This is a genomic window from Morganella psychrotolerans (genome assembly GCF_001676155.1).
Taxonomy (GTDB): domain Bacteria; phylum Pseudomonadota; class Gammaproteobacteria; order Enterobacterales; family Enterobacteriaceae; genus Morganella; species Morganella psychrotolerans.
Genome location: NZ_LZEW01000001.1, coordinates 1527027 through 1543531 on the forward strand (window position 1 = coordinate 1527027; position 16505 = coordinate 1543531).

Consider the following 16505-nt stretch of genomic DNA (forward strand, 5'->3'; position numbering starts at 1 on the left):
TAATCAGGGCTTTTTCACCCGGCTGACGCCCATGTCAGCCAGCTCGGCTGCAAAACAGGATGGTGATGCGTTATCATACAGCAGCCAGACCTGTTTTTTTGCCCGTGTCAGCGCCACATACATCAGACGGCGCTCTTCAGCGTGCTGAAACTCTTCCACGCGCGGTAATAATCCCTGTTCAATGACGGATTCCCGCGCAGCCGCCGGAAAGCCGTCTTTTTCATCTGTCAGACCAGTGATAATGACATAATCCGCCTGCTGCCCTTTTGAGCCGTGCATTGTCATAAAGCGGATATTCAGCTGCGGCCAGCGGGTTGCCGCTACAGACAAAATGTCCGGTTTAAGATGATGATAACGCGCCAGAATTAAAATAGTTTCTTCTGCGGTGACGTAACCGCTCATTTTATTGAGTAATGCGTCCAAATGGGTATCAGGTAATAACAGAACCGCTTTTTTATCCCCTTTTGTCAGGCTGTTCAAAGGCTTGACCAACTGCTGCGGGTTTCGCTGAATAAACTGATTCGCAACCTCACCGATCCGGCTGTTAAAACGGTATGTGGTATCCAGCGCGCACTGCCCGCCCTCTCCGAATACCGCGCTGAAATCTGTGGTCAGCGTCAGTTCGGCACCACTGAAGCGGTAAATCGCCTGCCAGTCGTCGCCGACAGCAAACAGTGTTGTCAGCGGGTTTTGTGCCCGCAATGCATGAATAATGTTGGCGCGCAGCGGAGAAATATCCTGAAATTCATCCACCAGCACCGCTTTCCACGGTGAAATAAACCGTCCTTTTTCGATAAGGTTTACGGCCTGGTGGATAAGCCCGGAAAAATCAGTCGCACCCTCTTCTTTCAGCGCACTTTTCCATGCTTTTAAAAACGGCGCCATCAGTTTGATTTGCTTTGTAAATTCAGGTGAGATATCCGGTTCTGCGGACTCAATCATTGCTTTCTGGCTGCCGCCGTTCATTCGCATCAGGCTTAGCCAGCGATCGATTCTCGGGACAATGCGGCGGCACAGTGATTCATCCTCCCAATATTCGCCTTCATCAAGCAGCCAGTTCAGACTGGTACTGATAAGCTCACGCCAGCCCTTCGCCTGCGCTTTTTTTCTCACGACACTGTATTTGCCAGACCGATTTAATCAGTTCATGGCGGGCGGCTGTATCACTTTCCAGCGCACTGATAACCGGTGATTTATTCGTTGCTTCGCGGATAATATGCAGTGCCAGAGCATGAAATGTTTTGGTACGGATCTCATCGGTGTGCAGACAGCGCTGAATACGTTCATTCATCTCGTCTGCTGCCTGCCGTCCGAAAGCCAGCATCAGAATTTGTTCCGGTAATGCCTGCTGCCGGCGTAACAGCCAGCCCGCCCTTGCCACCAGCACAGACGTTTTACCACTCCCCGCGCCCGCCAGCACCAGCACAGATGGCTCACCATTTACCACCGCTTCACTTTGTGATTGATTCAGCGGGGAGGATTCAATACCTGCAAAAAAATCAGCATAGGTTTCAAGGCATTGCTGTGTCCAGTCACGATTACGCTGACGACGTTTATTATCCGTGTTATCCAGCCAGCCCAGGCAGAACTGATATGCTGCGGCACAGTTTTCAAACGCTTTCAAACGCACCTGCGGCAACGGAAGCGCAGTGAATGATTTTATGATGTTATCGCACAACTTCCGGCTTTCAGGCTGTGTCAGCCAGCGATCAGCCCGGATGGCGGCGGTGATTTCACTTGCCTGCTTGTCCAGTACCTGCGCACTGACCACACTCATTTCTTCACTCCAGCGGGTCCAGACATCCGTCAGGTAATGATAAAATTGCTGAGTTTCCTGCCATTGTGTGCCGTGCAAACGGACAACCTGTTCATCCGGAAGCTCGAACTCCATCTCCCCCCAAACAATGCCCCGTTTACATTGGATATTGATTAACTCATTGAAAGGAATAACATACCGGTGTTTTTCCCCGCTGACTTCGATACCGGCGTTAAGTAACCGTACGCGATTGTAAGGATGCCGGGCTAATGTCTGCCCCATTTGTGTTGATTTTAATTCCATGAGTTACGCACCGTTACGTTACTGATACAAGATTGAAATCAATATGTGATAAAAGCAGATGTGGTAAAACCTGTGCCTGCGCCATACCATTGCCATATTACAGAAAAGACACGATTAGTTTACTGCCAAATTCCCGTTAAGGGTATTTCTGACTTATTGAGGTTACTGTGCTTGCAGCGTTTCGCGGCTTCAGCCGTTATATTTATAACAGCCATTTTCTTTACTATACCCGCATATTCATTGCGCTGACAGGCACCACACTGGTGCCGTGGCTGCTGCACATGCCGGCGAAAGTCACTATCGCTCTGACGCTCGGGATGGTTGCAGCCGCCCTGACAGACCTGGATGACCGTCTGGTCGGTCGTCTGCGCAACCTGTTTATCACACTTATCTCCTTTTTTGTCGCTTCTGCATCTATCGAGCTGCTGTTTGATCACCACATTCTTTTTATGGCGGGTCTTGCGCTGTCAACCAGCGGATTTATTCTGCTGGGCGCGCTGGGGCAGCGCTACGCGACTATCGCGTTTGGCGCACTGCTGATCGCCATTTACACTATGCTGGGGAAAAATCTGTTTGATGACTGGTATCAGCAGCCGCTGCTGTTGCTGGCCGGGGCGGTCTGGTACAACCTGCTGACACTGACCGGGCACCTGTTGTTTCCGATACGCCCGTTGCAGGACAATCTCTCACGCTATTACCTGCAACTGTCAAATTATCTGGAAGCCAAAGCGAATCTGTTTGATCCGGATATTGAAGAAGATTATCAGCAGACGGTATTTGAACTGGCGATGGCAAACAGTGCTCTCACCACATCAATGAATCAGGCAAAAACCACGCTGTTCTCACGGCTGAAAGGTGACCGCGGGCAGCGCGGTACCCGCCACGCACTGCACTATTATTTTGTCGCCCAGGATATTCATGAGCGGGCCAGTTCATCCCATATTCAGTATCAGAATTTAAGTAATGAACTGCGTTACAGCGACATAATGTTCCGTTTTCAGCGCCTGATGTCAATGCAGGGGCGGGCTTGTGCTGCCGTTGCACAGGCTATCTTACAGCGGAAAAAATATGAGCATAACCCGCGTTTTGAGCGGGTATTTTCCTATCTGGAAAACTCCCTGAATCTTCTGGAGCAACAAAAGCCCGGTAACAGCAGCGTGATGGCACTGCGCCACCTGCTGAGTAACCTGCAGGGCGTGGACTCTCAGCTTAAAGGCCTCAGTGCGGAACAGACTAAATTACCGGCAGAAAAATTGCAGGAAGATGCGAGGCTTTCCAATGAAAATCTCCAGGGGCTGCGCGATATCTGGTCGCGTTTCCGGCAGAACCTGACCCCGCGCTCCGCGCTGTTCCGCCATGCTATCAGGATGTCTGTATTACTGTGCGCCGGTTACGCCATTATCCAGCTGTTTGATTTAAACCGCGGCTACTGGATTATGCTGACCAGCCTTTTTGTCTGTCAGCCGAACTACAGTGCCACCAAGCGCCGCCTGATGCTGCGGATAACCGGGACACTCGCGGGGATCCTGATCGGCCTGCCAATCATGTACTTTGTACCGTCCTATGAGGGACAGCTAATTCTGATGGTAATTTCCGGGCTGATGTTTTTTGTTTTCCGTACCAGCCAGTATGCTCAGGCGACTATCTTTATTACCCTGCTCGTTCTGTTCAGCTTTAATTTGCTGGGCGAAGGGTTTGATATCGCACTTCACCGTATTGTTGATACCATCATCGGCTGTGGTCTTGCCTGGTTTGCGGTCAGTTATATCTGGCCGGACTGGAAATACCGTCAGCTTCCCCTGGTTATTGACCGCACGATGCAGGCAAACGGTCGTTATCTTGAGCAAATTCTGCGCCAGTACTATGACGGTAAAAATGACGGACTGGATTACCGGGTTGCCCGCCGGGATGCGCACATCAGTGACGGTGAATTTGCCTCGGTTGTGGCGAATATCTCATCTGAACCCAGCAGTTACCGGACATCTCATGATGAAGCGTTCCGCCTGCTTTGCCTGAACCACACACTGCTGAGCTATATTTCCGGTCTGGGCGCACACCGTACAAAACTGACTGATGATACTGTTTTGCGTTTGCTGAATGACACTATCCGTTACGCCGAGGCCGCACTGCAACAGGGTCGTCAGGGCGAATTACAGATCCATGCTATCGCAGAGGCGCTGGCGCAGCGTCTTGATAAATGTAAGTGTGAAAACAACAGTGCAGAGCAATTGGTTGCAGAGCAAATCCGCCTGTTACTCAATTTAATCCCTGATATTGTTATGCTTATCCGCCAGATAACAGAAAAAGAGCAGAACAGACAACAGGGTACAAAAAGGCGGAACAGGCAGAAAGCCACAACTGACAGCACAGAGCCCGGCCATAAGTCACCATAGCCCGCCGGACCCCGGGGACATAACAGATAACCCTGTTCCCCGGGGTATCAGCACCTGCCTTAATTTAAGCGGTCATGCCAGTGAATAAGATCCTCACGCAGTGCTTTCGGTAATACCGCACTATGGCAACCTTCAATAGCACCGGCGAGGGCAAATAACAGTTTCAGTTCATTTTTCGGACGCGCTTTTACCTTCAGAAAACTGGCTTTCGCCCCTAATAAATAGAGATCATCCACCTGGCGAATTCCCGCCTGCCAGAGGCGGCGCTCTAATGCCCTGTCCACATTAGGTAAATCTTTAATCCGTGACGGCAGCCGCTGCTGTGAAAGTGCAAATGCACGGACATGGAAATAGGCCTGATAAAAAAGAGACTCGCACTGCTGAGGACGCAGCCACACGGCTTCAGTCACCCGGTAATAATTAATCCGCATCGGCAGTATCCTTTTCGGATACGTGAACCTGTCGTATAACTCCATCTGACAAAAAAGATCCCGGGTCGCCTCTGTGCTTTTCAGCCAGAGCTGACTGTTGGCAATGAGTGCAAAGGTAACCCCGTCAATTGATAACCCCATACATCCGAACTGTGATTTTAACCGGATCCGGCCAAACGGCTGTGTGCTGCGTTGAAGACGATCAAACTGAACATCTGACAATTTCAAATAATCCTTCATATTATCAGTCCCTTGAAAGCAGGTTAAATGTATCGTTATGTCATTCCGTGACTGAGCTCAGCGTCGCCACAAAATAAGGAATGTTTCTGCAATTGCCAACGATAAATTCGTATTTACGCACAGCAATCCTGAAATTTGCGAGTTGCTTGGAAAAAATTTACTTGATCTAAGGGAAATTGAATTGTACTGTACATTCATACAGTATCACTATGTGAGGTCAACTATGCGCCAGCAATCAACCCGGGAATATCTCCCTGCCACGTCTGCATCCGCGTCACCTGCCCTTCCGCGGGCAGCTCACTCACAAACAGGCACAACCGGTATGGTCAGCGAATTGGTTTATCGCAATAATGATATGATCCTGACTCATATCCTGCTCCCGTTGTTACGTCAGTTTGCCGGTGAACCGCGCTGGCTGCTCTGGCTGTCACCCGGAGAAAAACTCAGCCGCCGGTGGCTGGCGCAAAATCAGCTGCCCCGTGATAAAATTATGCAACTTTCCCGTATTCCGGCAATCAACAGTGTTGATGCGATGGAAAAAGCACTCACCAGTGGTAACTTCGGTGTTGTGCTCGGCTGGCTGCCGGTATTAACTGAACAGGAAAATTACCGGTTGCAACAGGCGGCACAGCGGGGAAGCTGCCTGGGCTTTATTATGCGGCCTCAGGAATGGCATCATGACAACGCCCCCGTGGCACGACAACTGAACACAGTACAAATTCACTCATTCTCTTACCATTAAGTAAAATTAAGAATATTCTCAGTCTTTTTTACAAGCCCGTATCATTTACCCGGCTTAGTTAATAAAATTACAATTTTTCAATGTGTTAAGCTAAATATCCAAAGAAATTGACTATTTTGTATGTTTATGAATCAGTAAGCTTTTTTTGCTTTTTTTTTAATCGAATTCTGCCGGATACCCTTGTAACTTTTGAACTTCGCTGTAGACTTTACAGCGTTAAGGTAGTGCTTAAAATTCCCTATTGGGAGCTATTTACTAAATTAAGCACATAATCCCTGACTATTTTTAAAAACCAAAGGCAAAAATAAGGCTATTTAAGCCAGAGCCTATTTGGATGATAACGAGGCGTAAAATGAAAAAGACAGCTATCGCAGTGGCAGTAGCAGTAGCAGCTTTCGCAACTGTTGCGCAAGCAGCTCCGAAAGATAACACCTGGTACACTGGTGCTAAATTAGGTTGGTCCCAGTATCAGAATACCGGTACTGAGTTAGGCAACACCGGTCCTACTCATAAAGACCAGATCGGCGCTGGTGCATATGCTGGTTTCCAGCATAACCAGTACATGGGCTTTGAATTAGGTTACGACTGGTTAGGTCGTATGCCTTATAAAGGCGACGGTAACAACGGCGCGTTCAAAGCACAGGGTATTCAGCTGACTACCAAACTGAGCTATCCTGTACTGGAAGACTTAGACGTTTATACTCGTCTGGGTGCGATGGTATGGCGTGCAGATTCAAGCTATTCATTAGTTGATGCCGGCGGTAAACGTGGCGCACAACAAACTAAGAACGACACCGGTGTTTCACCGTTAGTTGCACTGGGTACTGAATACGCAATTACCCGTGATATCGCCGCTCGTGTGGAATATCAGTGGGTCAGCAACATCGGCGATAAAGAAACTCTGGGCGCACGTCCGGACAACGGCATGCTGAGTGTTGGTATCGCGTACCGCTTCGGTCAGGATGACGTTGCAGCACCAGTTGTGGAACCAGCTCCGGCTCCGGCTCCTGTTGTTGAAAACAAACGTTTCACCCTGCGTTCAGACGTTCTGTTTAACTTCAACAAGTCGACTCTGAAAACTGAAGGTCAGGAAGCTCTGAACCAGCTGTTCAACGAACTGGCGTCAATCGACCCAACTCAGGGCAACGTCCTGGTTATCGGTTACACTGACCGCATCGGTTCACAGAACTACAACCTGCCACTGTCACAGAAACGTGCTCAGAGCGTTGTAGATTACCTGGTTGCTAAAGGTATCCCTACAGGCAGCATCCGTGCAGAAGGCCGCGGTAAAGAAGATCCTATCACAGGCAACAAATGTGATAATATCAAACAGCGCGCTGCTCTGATCGAGTGTCTGGCACCAGACCGTCGTGTTGAAATCGAAATTCAGGGCGTAACTGAACAAGTTGCACAGGCTGCTGCTGCTCAGTAATTTCTGATTCGATTGCATGATGCAATGAATTTATAAACCCCGTCTCCGGATGGGGTTTATTTTTTGTCGCTGCCCAGTAAATTTTGCAGATCTTCCTTCAGTGACGTCATTTTCGTCGCGTATTTTTCTTTCCGCTCCGCATCTTCCAGCAGCTGAATAATAGTGTCTGACAATGTACTGCCGCGTCGCTGTGATAGTGCAGATAAGCGCTGCCAGACCAAAAAACTCCAAATCGACAGATTTTTTTGCGGGTATGCTGTTGCTCAGCATTAAAATGACGCTTACGACGGGCACGGATAGTCTGACTCATCCGGTTTATAAATACCGGCGACATATGCTGTTGTATCCAGCCAATAACTTTAACGGGGTGAGATTCCAGTTTCAGCAGCAGTGCAACCGCCTCGTCTGCCTGACTTTTTTCCACATGCCGGGTAATAGCTTCACCTTCGCGGTGTTTTTTGACCAGATACGCCCACTTCCAGCCGCACTCAAGGTTCTCTAGTTGTTGATATTTCATTATTTTTCTCAGTGACAGGGTAACACTTTCATAAGCATAGCAATATTTGTCTTAAAAAACCGCTCCTAAATCAGATTCTCTCTTATCCTGCCGGTTAAAAATAAACGTCACGAGGATAGCTATCAGACATAGTTACGCGCTACAATGCCCCATTATTTCCGTTACTATTCAAAGGCGGTGCTGAGAACCGCACACAGCGGGAAGCACCTTACCCTTACGTACCCCACATACGCCTGACATCATCAAAAGTAGACAATACCGAGTGAATATTAAACAATTAACCTGGCAATCATTACTGCCTGATGAAAACAGTTACCACGAGCTCCTGCAAACCGCCTCTTCGCTTCCGGCTTTGAGTACCGATGCGGTACAGGCCCGTTTGCAGGAAAGCCTGTCACTTTTCAGTCATCCGGCAGCCAAGCGCCGTTTTATACTGGTCAAAAGTGATGAAAGTGAATGTTATCTGAATACGATAGCGCAATTGCTGCCGCCTGATGCCCGGGCTCAGCAAAAACGCACCGCCGGCGGTGAATACCATTTTGATAATCACCGGTTTATTTTTACACCTGCGGATAACGGTCATTTCAGTGCAACGCTCCCTTTTGCTACCTGCGACTGGGTAGAGCCGGAACAACTGTTTGGTCAGATATTTACACATCATCAGCATGTTCAGCTGCAACCCGGCCTGCTCCATCAGGTTAACGGCGGCTATCTGATTATCTCGATGCGCAGCCTGCTCGCGCAGCCGTTAATGTGGCTGCGCCTGAAACAAATGGTCTGTGCTCAACGTTTTGAGTGGCTGGCACACACAGAACAACATCCGCTACCGTTCCCTGTTGATGGCATGCCTCTGGATCTGCGTGTCATTTTAGTCGGTGACCGTATGAGCCTTGATGAATTTATGCTGACAGAGCCGGAACTCAGCGAAGAAGCCCTGTACGGGGAATATGAGTTTGATAGTCAGATTGAAGAAATTGAGCAGCTTTCTGTATGGTGTCAGTTTATTAATGGTCTGCTGAAAGAAAACCAGCTGCCATCACTCAGCCCTGATGGCTGGTATGAACTGATCCGCCAGGGAATGCGCCATCAGGACGATAAGAAAAGACTGCCGCTTGATTTATTATGGCTGACATCATTGCTGCGTGATGCGGCAACACTGCTGCCATCTGAAACAATTACAGCAGAAGCACTGCGCAAGATTCAGGAAAACCGTCTCTGGCGTCATGGCTACCTGGCTGACAGAGGTCTGGACGAAATGCTTCAGGGTCAGGTTTATATCCAGACTCAGGGCAGTACAGTCGGCCAGATTAACGGGCTCTCTGTCCTTCAGTATCCCGGTCACCCGCAAGCGGTGGGCGAACCCTCACGCATCACCTGTGTTGCACACATCGGTGACGGTGAGTTTGTGGATGTTGAACGCAAATCGGAGCTTGGCGGAAATATTCATGCAAAAGGCATGATGATCATGCAGGCTTATCTGGTTGCCGAACTGAAACTGGATCAGCCGTTCCCGTTCTCGACTTCTGTGGTGTTTGAGCAGTCCTACGGCGAAGTGGATGGCGACAGCGCTTCTCTCGCCGAGCTTTGCGCACTGATAAGTGCACTCTCCTGGCAGCCGGTTGACCAGCAGATTGCCGTAACAGGCTCAGTCGATCAGTTTGGTTTCGTCCAGGCTATTGGCGGCGTGAATGAAAAAATAGAAGGTTTTTTCCGTTTGTGCCAGAGCAGAGGACTCACCGGAGAACAGGGCGTCATTATTCCTGCCTCCAATGAGCGCCATCTTGTACTGTCGGATGATGTTATCGATGCAGTACGCGCGGGTGAGTTCCATATCCGGACGGTCTCACATGTGTCACAGGCAGCATCACACCTGATGAAAATGCCGTATTATGAAGAAGAAAACAATCCTTCCGGAGAACACCTGTTAGCTATAATTCAGGATCGGATTTTCCTGGCAAACAATCAGGATAAACCAAGAGCGCCGTGGTTCTCCCGTTGGTGGAAGTAGCTCACATTTTATCTGATCGGACTTGTTCAGCGTACAAGTGTACGCTATTGTGTAGCCTATCTGAAAAACAAGGCAAAGATTGAGTTATGGTCGCAAAACAAGATTCATACACAAAGCAGGAACTTGAAGCCTCAGGACGGGGTGAACTCTTTGGTGAAAACGGGCCGCCATTGCCATCCGGCAACATGCTGATGATGGATCGCGTCATTAAAATGAGCGAAACCGGCGGTCATTTTGATAAAGGCTATATTGAAGCCGAGCTGGATATCAACCCTGAACTGTGGTTTTTCGGTTGTCATTTCACCAACGATCCAGTTATGCCGGGCTGCTTAGGTCTGGATGCAATGTGGCAGTTAGTCGGATTCTATCTCGGCTGGCTGGGCGGCGAAGGTAAAGGCCGTGCGCTGGGTGTGGGTGAAGTTAAATTCAGCGGGCAGATATTACCGACCTCGAAAAAAGTCACTTACCGTATTCACCTCAAGCGTGTTATCAACCGTAAGTTGATTATGGGTATCGGTGATGGTGAAGTCTTTGTTGATGACAAACTGATTTATACCGCCACTGATCTTAAAGTAGGTCTGTTTAAAGATACCAGCGCGTTTTAATCCGCCGGTTTCAGCAGCCTTACCAGCAAAAAAACCTCCGCTTGCGGAGGTTTTTTATTTTTCAAATCCGGTTACGCAATGACCGCTCTGTTATCGATGGCCTCGCGCCAGCCTCCCAGCCAGTGAGAACGTTCGTCAATCTTTAGATACGGGCAATGCTCTTTAGAGCGACCTAAAATACCCGCCTGATAACCTTTGGTTAATGCTCTCGCTAAACGATCACGCTTTTGTCTTTTCATGCCGTTACTTCCCTCATGTTATTCAGTATCAGAACAGGTTGATTTTCACTCAACCCATAACAGGAATACGCTGTCGGGCAACGGATTGCAAGTAAAGAAGATTCAGGGCGTGTCAGGCGCTCTTTGCAAAAAAATACACAGTAAAAACAGGGGGATTGTTTTATCAGCGTAATCAGCTGATTAGTTTTCACGCAGCCGTAAACGCAGACAAAGAGTAAAACAGGGCAGGAACTAAATTATTTTTGCAATCAGACTGTTAATCAGAGGAATGAGAGCCGCTTCACAAATTTGCTCTTTTGATAATAAACTGCCCTCTGTTTGTACACCACAGAGGGCAGTTTGCGGATTACTTACGTATCTCGGCTGCGACCGATTTCGCCACCTGCGCCCATCCCTCACCGAGGGTACGGACCAGTTCAGGATACCCGTTCTCACTTTGTGTCAGAACAAGGTTAAACGGATGACGGATAACACTTTCGCCATGAGTATAAATCCAGCTGCCCGCCACAATCACTTTACCGTCATAGCGTCCGTGGAAACCGGTCACACTGATAGTCAGTGTATCCGGCTTCATTTCCAGCGGCTGCACAGAAACCAGTCTGTCCGGCAATGCCTGACTGAGTTCTGTGGTCATGGCATCCAGTAACTGCTGCTCCAGCGGTCCTGCCCATAAATTTGTGCTGCCGATGCTGTATTCCACATCACTGGTCTGATAAACGATGCCGGAATTGCCCAGCACATCACTCAGTGTGATGCGCTGGATCCACAGTTGTGGAGCACGGTTATCACCGGTACTGCTCCGGTAACCGGTCTGATCCGCATCTGTTTGAGATGAGGTAACAGAGGGCAACTGATAATACTGTTTTTCAGGGATGCTGCTGCATCCCGCCAGTACAAAAACACCCAGAAATGCCAGAGCTTTCGCCAGGTTTTTCATCTTAATTCTTCCCCTTCTTAGGTTGAGGATCAGATTGCGGCTTCGCTTCAAAAACCAGCGCATTGCTCTTATTGTTCAGTGTCCGCAAGACCGGTTGCAGTTCACGCAGAACCTGATCCAGGCGCTGCATATCATCAACCAGCTTATTGTAAGCCGGTGATCCCGGTTGAACACCCTGCATACTGCGGTTCAGCTCGCGTAATGTCGATTGCAGATCTTTAGGCAATGCCTTGAACTCTTTGCTGCCCAGTAATCCATTCAGCTCAGACAAGGTTTTCTGTGCTTCGGCAATCGTTTTTTCACTGGCACGCAGCGTATCTGTTGCCTGTTTCATCATCGGCTCAATCGGCATACCGTTGATTTTATCCAGTGCAGCAAGCACTTTCTGTTGCAGCTGAACCAACCCGCCACTGGTGGTCGGCAGAACTTCATAATCAGAAATACTCAGCGGCGCTTTCCAGGCATCCTGTTCCGGATAGAAATCGAGATCAACATACAGTGCGCCGGTCAGCAGGTTGCCGGATTTCAGTGAAGCCCGCAGCCCTTGCTGAAGTGCGGTTTGCAGCTCTTTTTCCAGTTTGAACCCTTTACCGACATCTTTCTCAAAACGTTCCGGTTCGATATGGATAAGCACCGGGATACGGAAGTCCTGATCAAACGTCTGAGCCAGTCCTTTCGCATAGAAAGGCACCTGTGCCACGGTTCCTAAACGGATACCACGGAACTCCACCGGTGCGCCCGGTGATAAACCACGGACAGAGTCAGAGAAGAACAGCAGATAACTTTTATACTGGGTATACAGTGAGTTCTGTGTACTTTTCTGGTTATCAAACAGTTTAAACAGTGTTTTCGGGTTTACTTCGTCGCCCGGCTGCCAGCCATCCGGCACATCAAAACTGACGCCACCGCTGAACAGCGTTGATAAAGAGCCCATCTGTACACTTACGCCCTGTGAGGACATATCAAAGGAGATGCCGCTGTCTTTCCAGAAACGGACATTTGTGGTGATCAGTTTGTCGTAAGGCGCACTGATAAACAGTTCATACTGCATATCGCGCTCTTCGAGATTAAATTCAGCTGTTTCCACAGAGCCGACGCGGAACCCACGGAACAATACCGCATCACCGGGATTGAGCTGACCCGCCTGCTGGCTGGTTAATATCACGCGGATCCCTTTTGCATCAGGTGCTGCGAGCGGTGGAGAATCGAGCAGTTCAAATTCCTCGCTCACCGCCCCGGTTTTTGCCGGTTGCACCTGGATATACGCACCGGACAACAGGGTGCCCAGCCCGCTTACCCCTTCACGTCCGACAGTCGGTTTGACGACCCAGAACGCCGTATCTTTGCGCAGCACATCTTTCATTTCAGCATTCAGACGTGCTTTGATGATAACGCGGCTGTAGCTTTGATCCAGCATGACGCTTTCCACCACACCGACATCCACGCTGCGGCTTTTTATCTTGGTTTTTCCGGCTTCAACCCCTTCCGCATTATAGGTTATCAGCGTGATCTCCGGTCCCTGCCCGCGAAAATGGCTGATGAGGATCCAGGCGCCAATCAGTACCGTGACGATGGGGATAATCCAGACCGGTGACCAGCTTTTCAGTTTGCTGACCTTCGCCTCTGTCAGGCTGTCTGCATCTGCGTCTGTCAAATCATCATTTTTGTCGTTCAAGCTGAGGCTCCTCTGAAGACTTCGCCCGTTGTTTATCACGTCGATCCCACGTCAGGCGCGGGTCGAACATTTCGGCGGCGATCATCGTCAGGACAACCACCAGCGCAAATAAAATTACACCAATATCAGGATAAATACTCATCAGGCGCCCCATCCGGACTAATGCCGCCAGCACCGCGATCACGAAAACGTCGATCATGGACCAGCGCCCGACAAATTCCACCATTTCATAAATAAAGTGCATCCGGCCGGGATCACGCATTCCGTGACCTTTGGCATCAAGACACAACCAGCCTATCGCCAGCATTTTCAGGCTCGGGACCATAATACTGGCAATAAAAATAACCATTGCCACCGGATAAGAACCGTCTCCCCAGAGCAGGATAACCCCCGCCATAATGGTTGAGCCAAATCCGTTACCCAGCGTTTCAGTGATCATAATCGGCAGCAGGTTTGCCGGGATATACAAAATAACCGAGGTAAACAACAGCGCCAGGGTCAGTTGCAGACTGTTCGGCCGCCGTGCATGTCCTTTGCTGTGACAGCGCGGACACTCCCGCATACCTGCCGGCAGAATAGCCTGACACGTGCCGCACAACCGCACGCCCTGTGCCAGCCCGCCTTTTCCGGCAATCAGCGGAACAGACAGAGCGGGACGCGGCGCTATCCGTTCCCAGATCCAGTGTTTATCAAGGCACTGAAACGCCCTCACCTGCATCACGCAAAACAGACAGTACGGCAGAAAACTCATGCCCAGCCCGATGTCCCCGTAAGCCATCAGTTTCACAAAGCTGACAAGGACACCCGCCAGGAAAATTTCTGCCATACACCAGGTGCGCAACCGGAAAAGTAGTTTGGTCACAGGAATAGCCAGCCAGCGCGGCAGGCGGATCCCGTTGCACAGCAAGGTAATCGCCGCGAGGCAATACACCGGAACCGCCAGAACAAACCCCATAAAGAAGAGTGCAAGCTCAGCATAATTATCACCAAACATCACTGCCGGTATCTGATAAATCGTGATTTCGCTCTCAATGCCCGCCACTTTCATAGAGACAAACGGGAACATACCGGCCAGAACAAACATCACCAGGCCGCAGAGAGCATACATCAGCGGCTGACGACGCGGTTCACGCCAACGGGCGGTCAGGTGTGTGTGGCAGCGCGGACATTCGGCTTTCGTTCCCCGGGCAAGCTCAGGGACATCAACCACCAGGTCGCACTGCGGACACAGCACCATGTCAGAATCATGTGAATGATGAGCACACACTGTTACGTTATATCTCCGGGGTCATCACAGGCGGGATTAACTCCCGCTCTGCATTGATTCCAACGTCTGCCACCGATCAAACGCCACTTCCAGCGCATGCTCTTTTTCAGCTAACAACGTCAGAACTTTATCGGTTTCTTCGCGCGACTGATTAAAAAACTCAGGCGCCGCCACCTTGCTTTGTAACTGCTGAATGTCCTCGTCGAGGGATTCAAGCAGTGCAGGCAGCTGTTCCAGCTCCCGTTGTAATTTATAACTTAATTTCGCAGAAGTATTTGCTTTTTTAATGTTATCGGTACGTTTCTCTTCCGGCTCCGGCTGTGATTTCTTCTCTGCCGGTGCTTTCAGTGTCTGAACCTGGCTGCGCTGCTGCTGTGCATCAAAATAGCCGCCGACAAAGCGTTCGATAGTGCCGTCGCCTTCAAAAATCCAGCATTCGGTAACACTGTTATCCACAAACTGACGGTCATGGCTGACCAGCAACACAGTACCCTGATAGCCGTCCACCAGCTCTTCGAGCAGCTCCAGCGTTTCGACATCAAGGTCATTGGTCGGTTCATCGAGGATCAGCAGATTGCTCGGTTTCAGGAATAATCTGGCGAGCAACAGGCGGTTACGCTCTCCGCCGGACAGCGCACGAACCGGTGTCATCGCGCGTTTCGGGTGGAACAGGAATTCCTGTAAATACCCGAGCACATGGCGCGGCTTGCCGTTCACCATCACTTCCTGCTTGCCTTCCGCCAGGTTGTCCATCACGGTTTTATCCGGATCTAATGCTGCGCGGTGCTGGTCAAAATACGCCACTTCCAGTTTTGTCCCGCAATGCACACGACCACTGTCCGGTTGCAGATCACCGAGCATCAGTTTCAGCAGTGTGGTTTTTCCGCAGCCATTCGGTCCGACCAGCGCAATTTTATCACCGCGCAGCACCTGCGCACTGAAATCACTGACCAGTTTTTTGCCGTCGATACCGTAACTGATATTTTCGATTTCAAATACAATTTTGCCGGAGCGCGTCGCTTCTTCAACCTGCATTTTCGCTTTGCCCATCACCTCACGGCGATCGGCGCGTTCATTGCGCAGTGCTTTCAGCGCACGAACCCGTCCTTCGTTACGGGTACGGCGGGCTTTGATCCCCTGACGGATCCACACTTCTTCCTGCGCCAGTTTGCGGTCAAATTCTGCATTCTGCATCTCTTCCACGCGCAGTGATTCTTCTTTACCGAGCAGATATTCATCATAGCTTCCCGGCCAGGACGCCAGCTTACCGCGATCCAGATCGATAATCCGGGTCGCCATATTGCGGATAAAGGAACGGTCATGGGAAATAAAGACAATACTGCCGCCGAAGCTTTTCAGGAAAACTTCCAGCCACTGAATCGTTTCGATATCCAGGTGGTTGGTCGGTTCATCCAGAAACAGCACGCCCGGTGCGCAGACCAGCGCACGTCCCAGCGCGGCTTTACGCAGCCAGCCCCCGGAGAGCGCAGAGAGTTTTTCTTCTGCCGGTAATTCCAGGTGTGCAATCACATCTGAAATGCGGCTGTCCAGCAGCCATAAATTCTGAGTATCGAGAATTTCCTGCAAATCTGCCATTTTTGACAGATTTTTATCACTCGGATCCGTTTCCACCAGTTTTGAGATCTGATGATACGCTTTGATATGCTTAGCCTGCTCTGCCACCCCTTCGGCGACAAAATCAAATACAGTGCCTTCCACATCACGCGGCGGATCCTGTTGTAAGCGGGAGACAATCAGGTCTTGCTCATAGGTTACTGTACCATCATCCAGAGGCTGTTCTTTGGTCAGAACCCGCATCAGGGTGGATTTTCCCGCCCCGTTGCGTCCGACCAGACAGACACGCTCATTTGCTTCGATATGAATTTCGGTATTTTCCAGCAACGGAGCATCACTGAATGCGAGCCAGGCGCCCGCCATATTAATCAACGACATAGTTCTG

General features: G+C 50.0%; 11 protein-coding genes and 2 pseudogenes. 5 read left to right on the top strand and 8 right to left on the bottom strand.

What is annotated here, in order from left to right; translation table 11 throughout:
* Positions 1–3: 3 nt before the first annotated feature.
* A pseudogene (helD, locus tag AYY16_RS07480) lies at positions 4–2059 on the bottom strand (DNA helicase IV).
* A 167-nt stretch (positions 2060–2226) separates the two neighbouring features.
* Between helD and yccS the strand changes: the two are divergent.
* Entirely contained in the window at positions 2227–4452 is a 2226-nt protein-coding gene (yccS, locus tag AYY16_RS07485; RefSeq protein WP_067364053.1) for a YccS family putative transporter, read from the top strand.
* Between the two features lie 59 nt (positions 4453–4511).
* On the opposite strand, the gene AYY16_RS07490 is transcribed toward yccS, so the two are convergent.
* Positions 4512–5123, bottom strand: a complete 612-nt coding sequence (locus AYY16_RS07490; protein ID WP_082970628.1) for a TfoX/Sxy family DNA transformation protein — start codon at positions 5121–5123, stop codon at positions 4512–4514.
* 223 nt (positions 5124–5346) lie between these two features.
* On the opposite strand from AYY16_RS07490, the gene sulA reads away from it, so the two are divergent.
* Together sulA and ompA are read left to right on the top strand one after the other, a co-directional pair.
* Positions 5347–5865: an SOS-induced cell division inhibitor SulA gene (gene sulA, locus AYY16_RS07495; protein ID WP_067364056.1), complete on the top strand. Its 519-nt coding sequence runs from the start codon at positions 5347–5349 to the stop codon at positions 5863–5865.
* A gap of 352 nt (positions 5866–6217) precedes the next feature.
* On the top strand, positions 6218–7297 hold the full coding sequence (ompA, locus tag AYY16_RS07500; RefSeq protein ID WP_067364059.1) for a porin OmpA: 1080 nt from the start codon (positions 6218–6220) through the stop codon (positions 7295–7297).
* A 56-nt stretch (positions 7298–7353) separates the two neighbouring features.
* On the opposite strand, the pseudogene matP reads toward ompA, so the two are convergent.
* A pseudogene (matP, locus tag AYY16_RS07505) lies at positions 7354–7814 on the bottom strand (macrodomain Ter protein MatP).
* A gap of 262 nt (positions 7815–8076) precedes the next feature.
* Between matP and AYY16_RS07510 the strand changes: the two are divergent.
* Together AYY16_RS07510 and fabA are read left to right on the top strand one after the other, a co-directional pair.
* A complete protein-coding gene (locus tag AYY16_RS07510; protein ID WP_067364062.1) occupies positions 8077–9822 on the top strand; it encodes an AAA family ATPase in 1746 nt (581 codons plus the stop codon).
* Between the two features lie 86 nt (positions 9823–9908).
* Positions 9909–10427, top strand: coding sequence for a bifunctional 3-hydroxydecanoyl-ACP dehydratase/trans-2-decenoyl-ACP isomerase (fabA, locus tag AYY16_RS07515; protein WP_067364065.1), 519 nt, complete (start codon positions 9909–9911; stop codon positions 10425–10427).
* A 71-nt stretch (positions 10428–10498) separates the two neighbouring features.
* On the opposite strand, the gene rmf is transcribed toward fabA, so the two are convergent.
* From rmf to AYY16_RS07535, 5 genes are all read right to left on the bottom strand, one after another.
* On the bottom strand, positions 10499–10666 hold the full coding sequence (rmf, locus tag AYY16_RS19660; protein ID WP_082970629.1) for a ribosome modulation factor: 168 nt from the start codon (positions 10664–10666) through the stop codon (positions 10499–10501).
* 346 nt (positions 10667–11012) lie between these two features.
* On the bottom strand, positions 11013–11603 hold the full coding sequence (gene pqiC / locus AYY16_RS07520; RefSeq protein WP_067364068.1) for a membrane integrity-associated transporter subunit PqiC: 591 nt from the start codon (positions 11601–11603) through the stop codon (positions 11013–11015).
* Between the two features lies 1 nt (position 11604).
* Positions 11605–13257 (bottom strand): intermembrane transport protein PqiB, encoded by a 1653-nt coding sequence (pqiB, locus tag AYY16_RS07525; protein ID WP_067364923.1) that lies wholly within the window; start codon positions 13255–13257, stop codon positions 11605–11607.
* 4 nt (positions 13258–13261) lie between these two features.
* Positions 13262–14545 (bottom strand): membrane integrity-associated transporter subunit PqiA, encoded by a 1284-nt coding sequence (gene pqiA, locus AYY16_RS07530; RefSeq protein ID WP_067364071.1) that lies wholly within the window; start codon positions 14543–14545, stop codon positions 13262–13264.
* A gap of 36 nt (positions 14546–14581) precedes the next feature.
* The gene (locus tag AYY16_RS07535) at positions 14582–16498 is read right to left on the bottom strand and encodes an ABC transporter ATP-binding protein (RefSeq protein ID WP_067364074.1); all 1917 of its coding nucleotides are present in this window, start codon (positions 16496–16498) and stop codon (positions 14582–14584) included.
* Positions 16499–16505 lie beyond the last annotated feature (7 nt).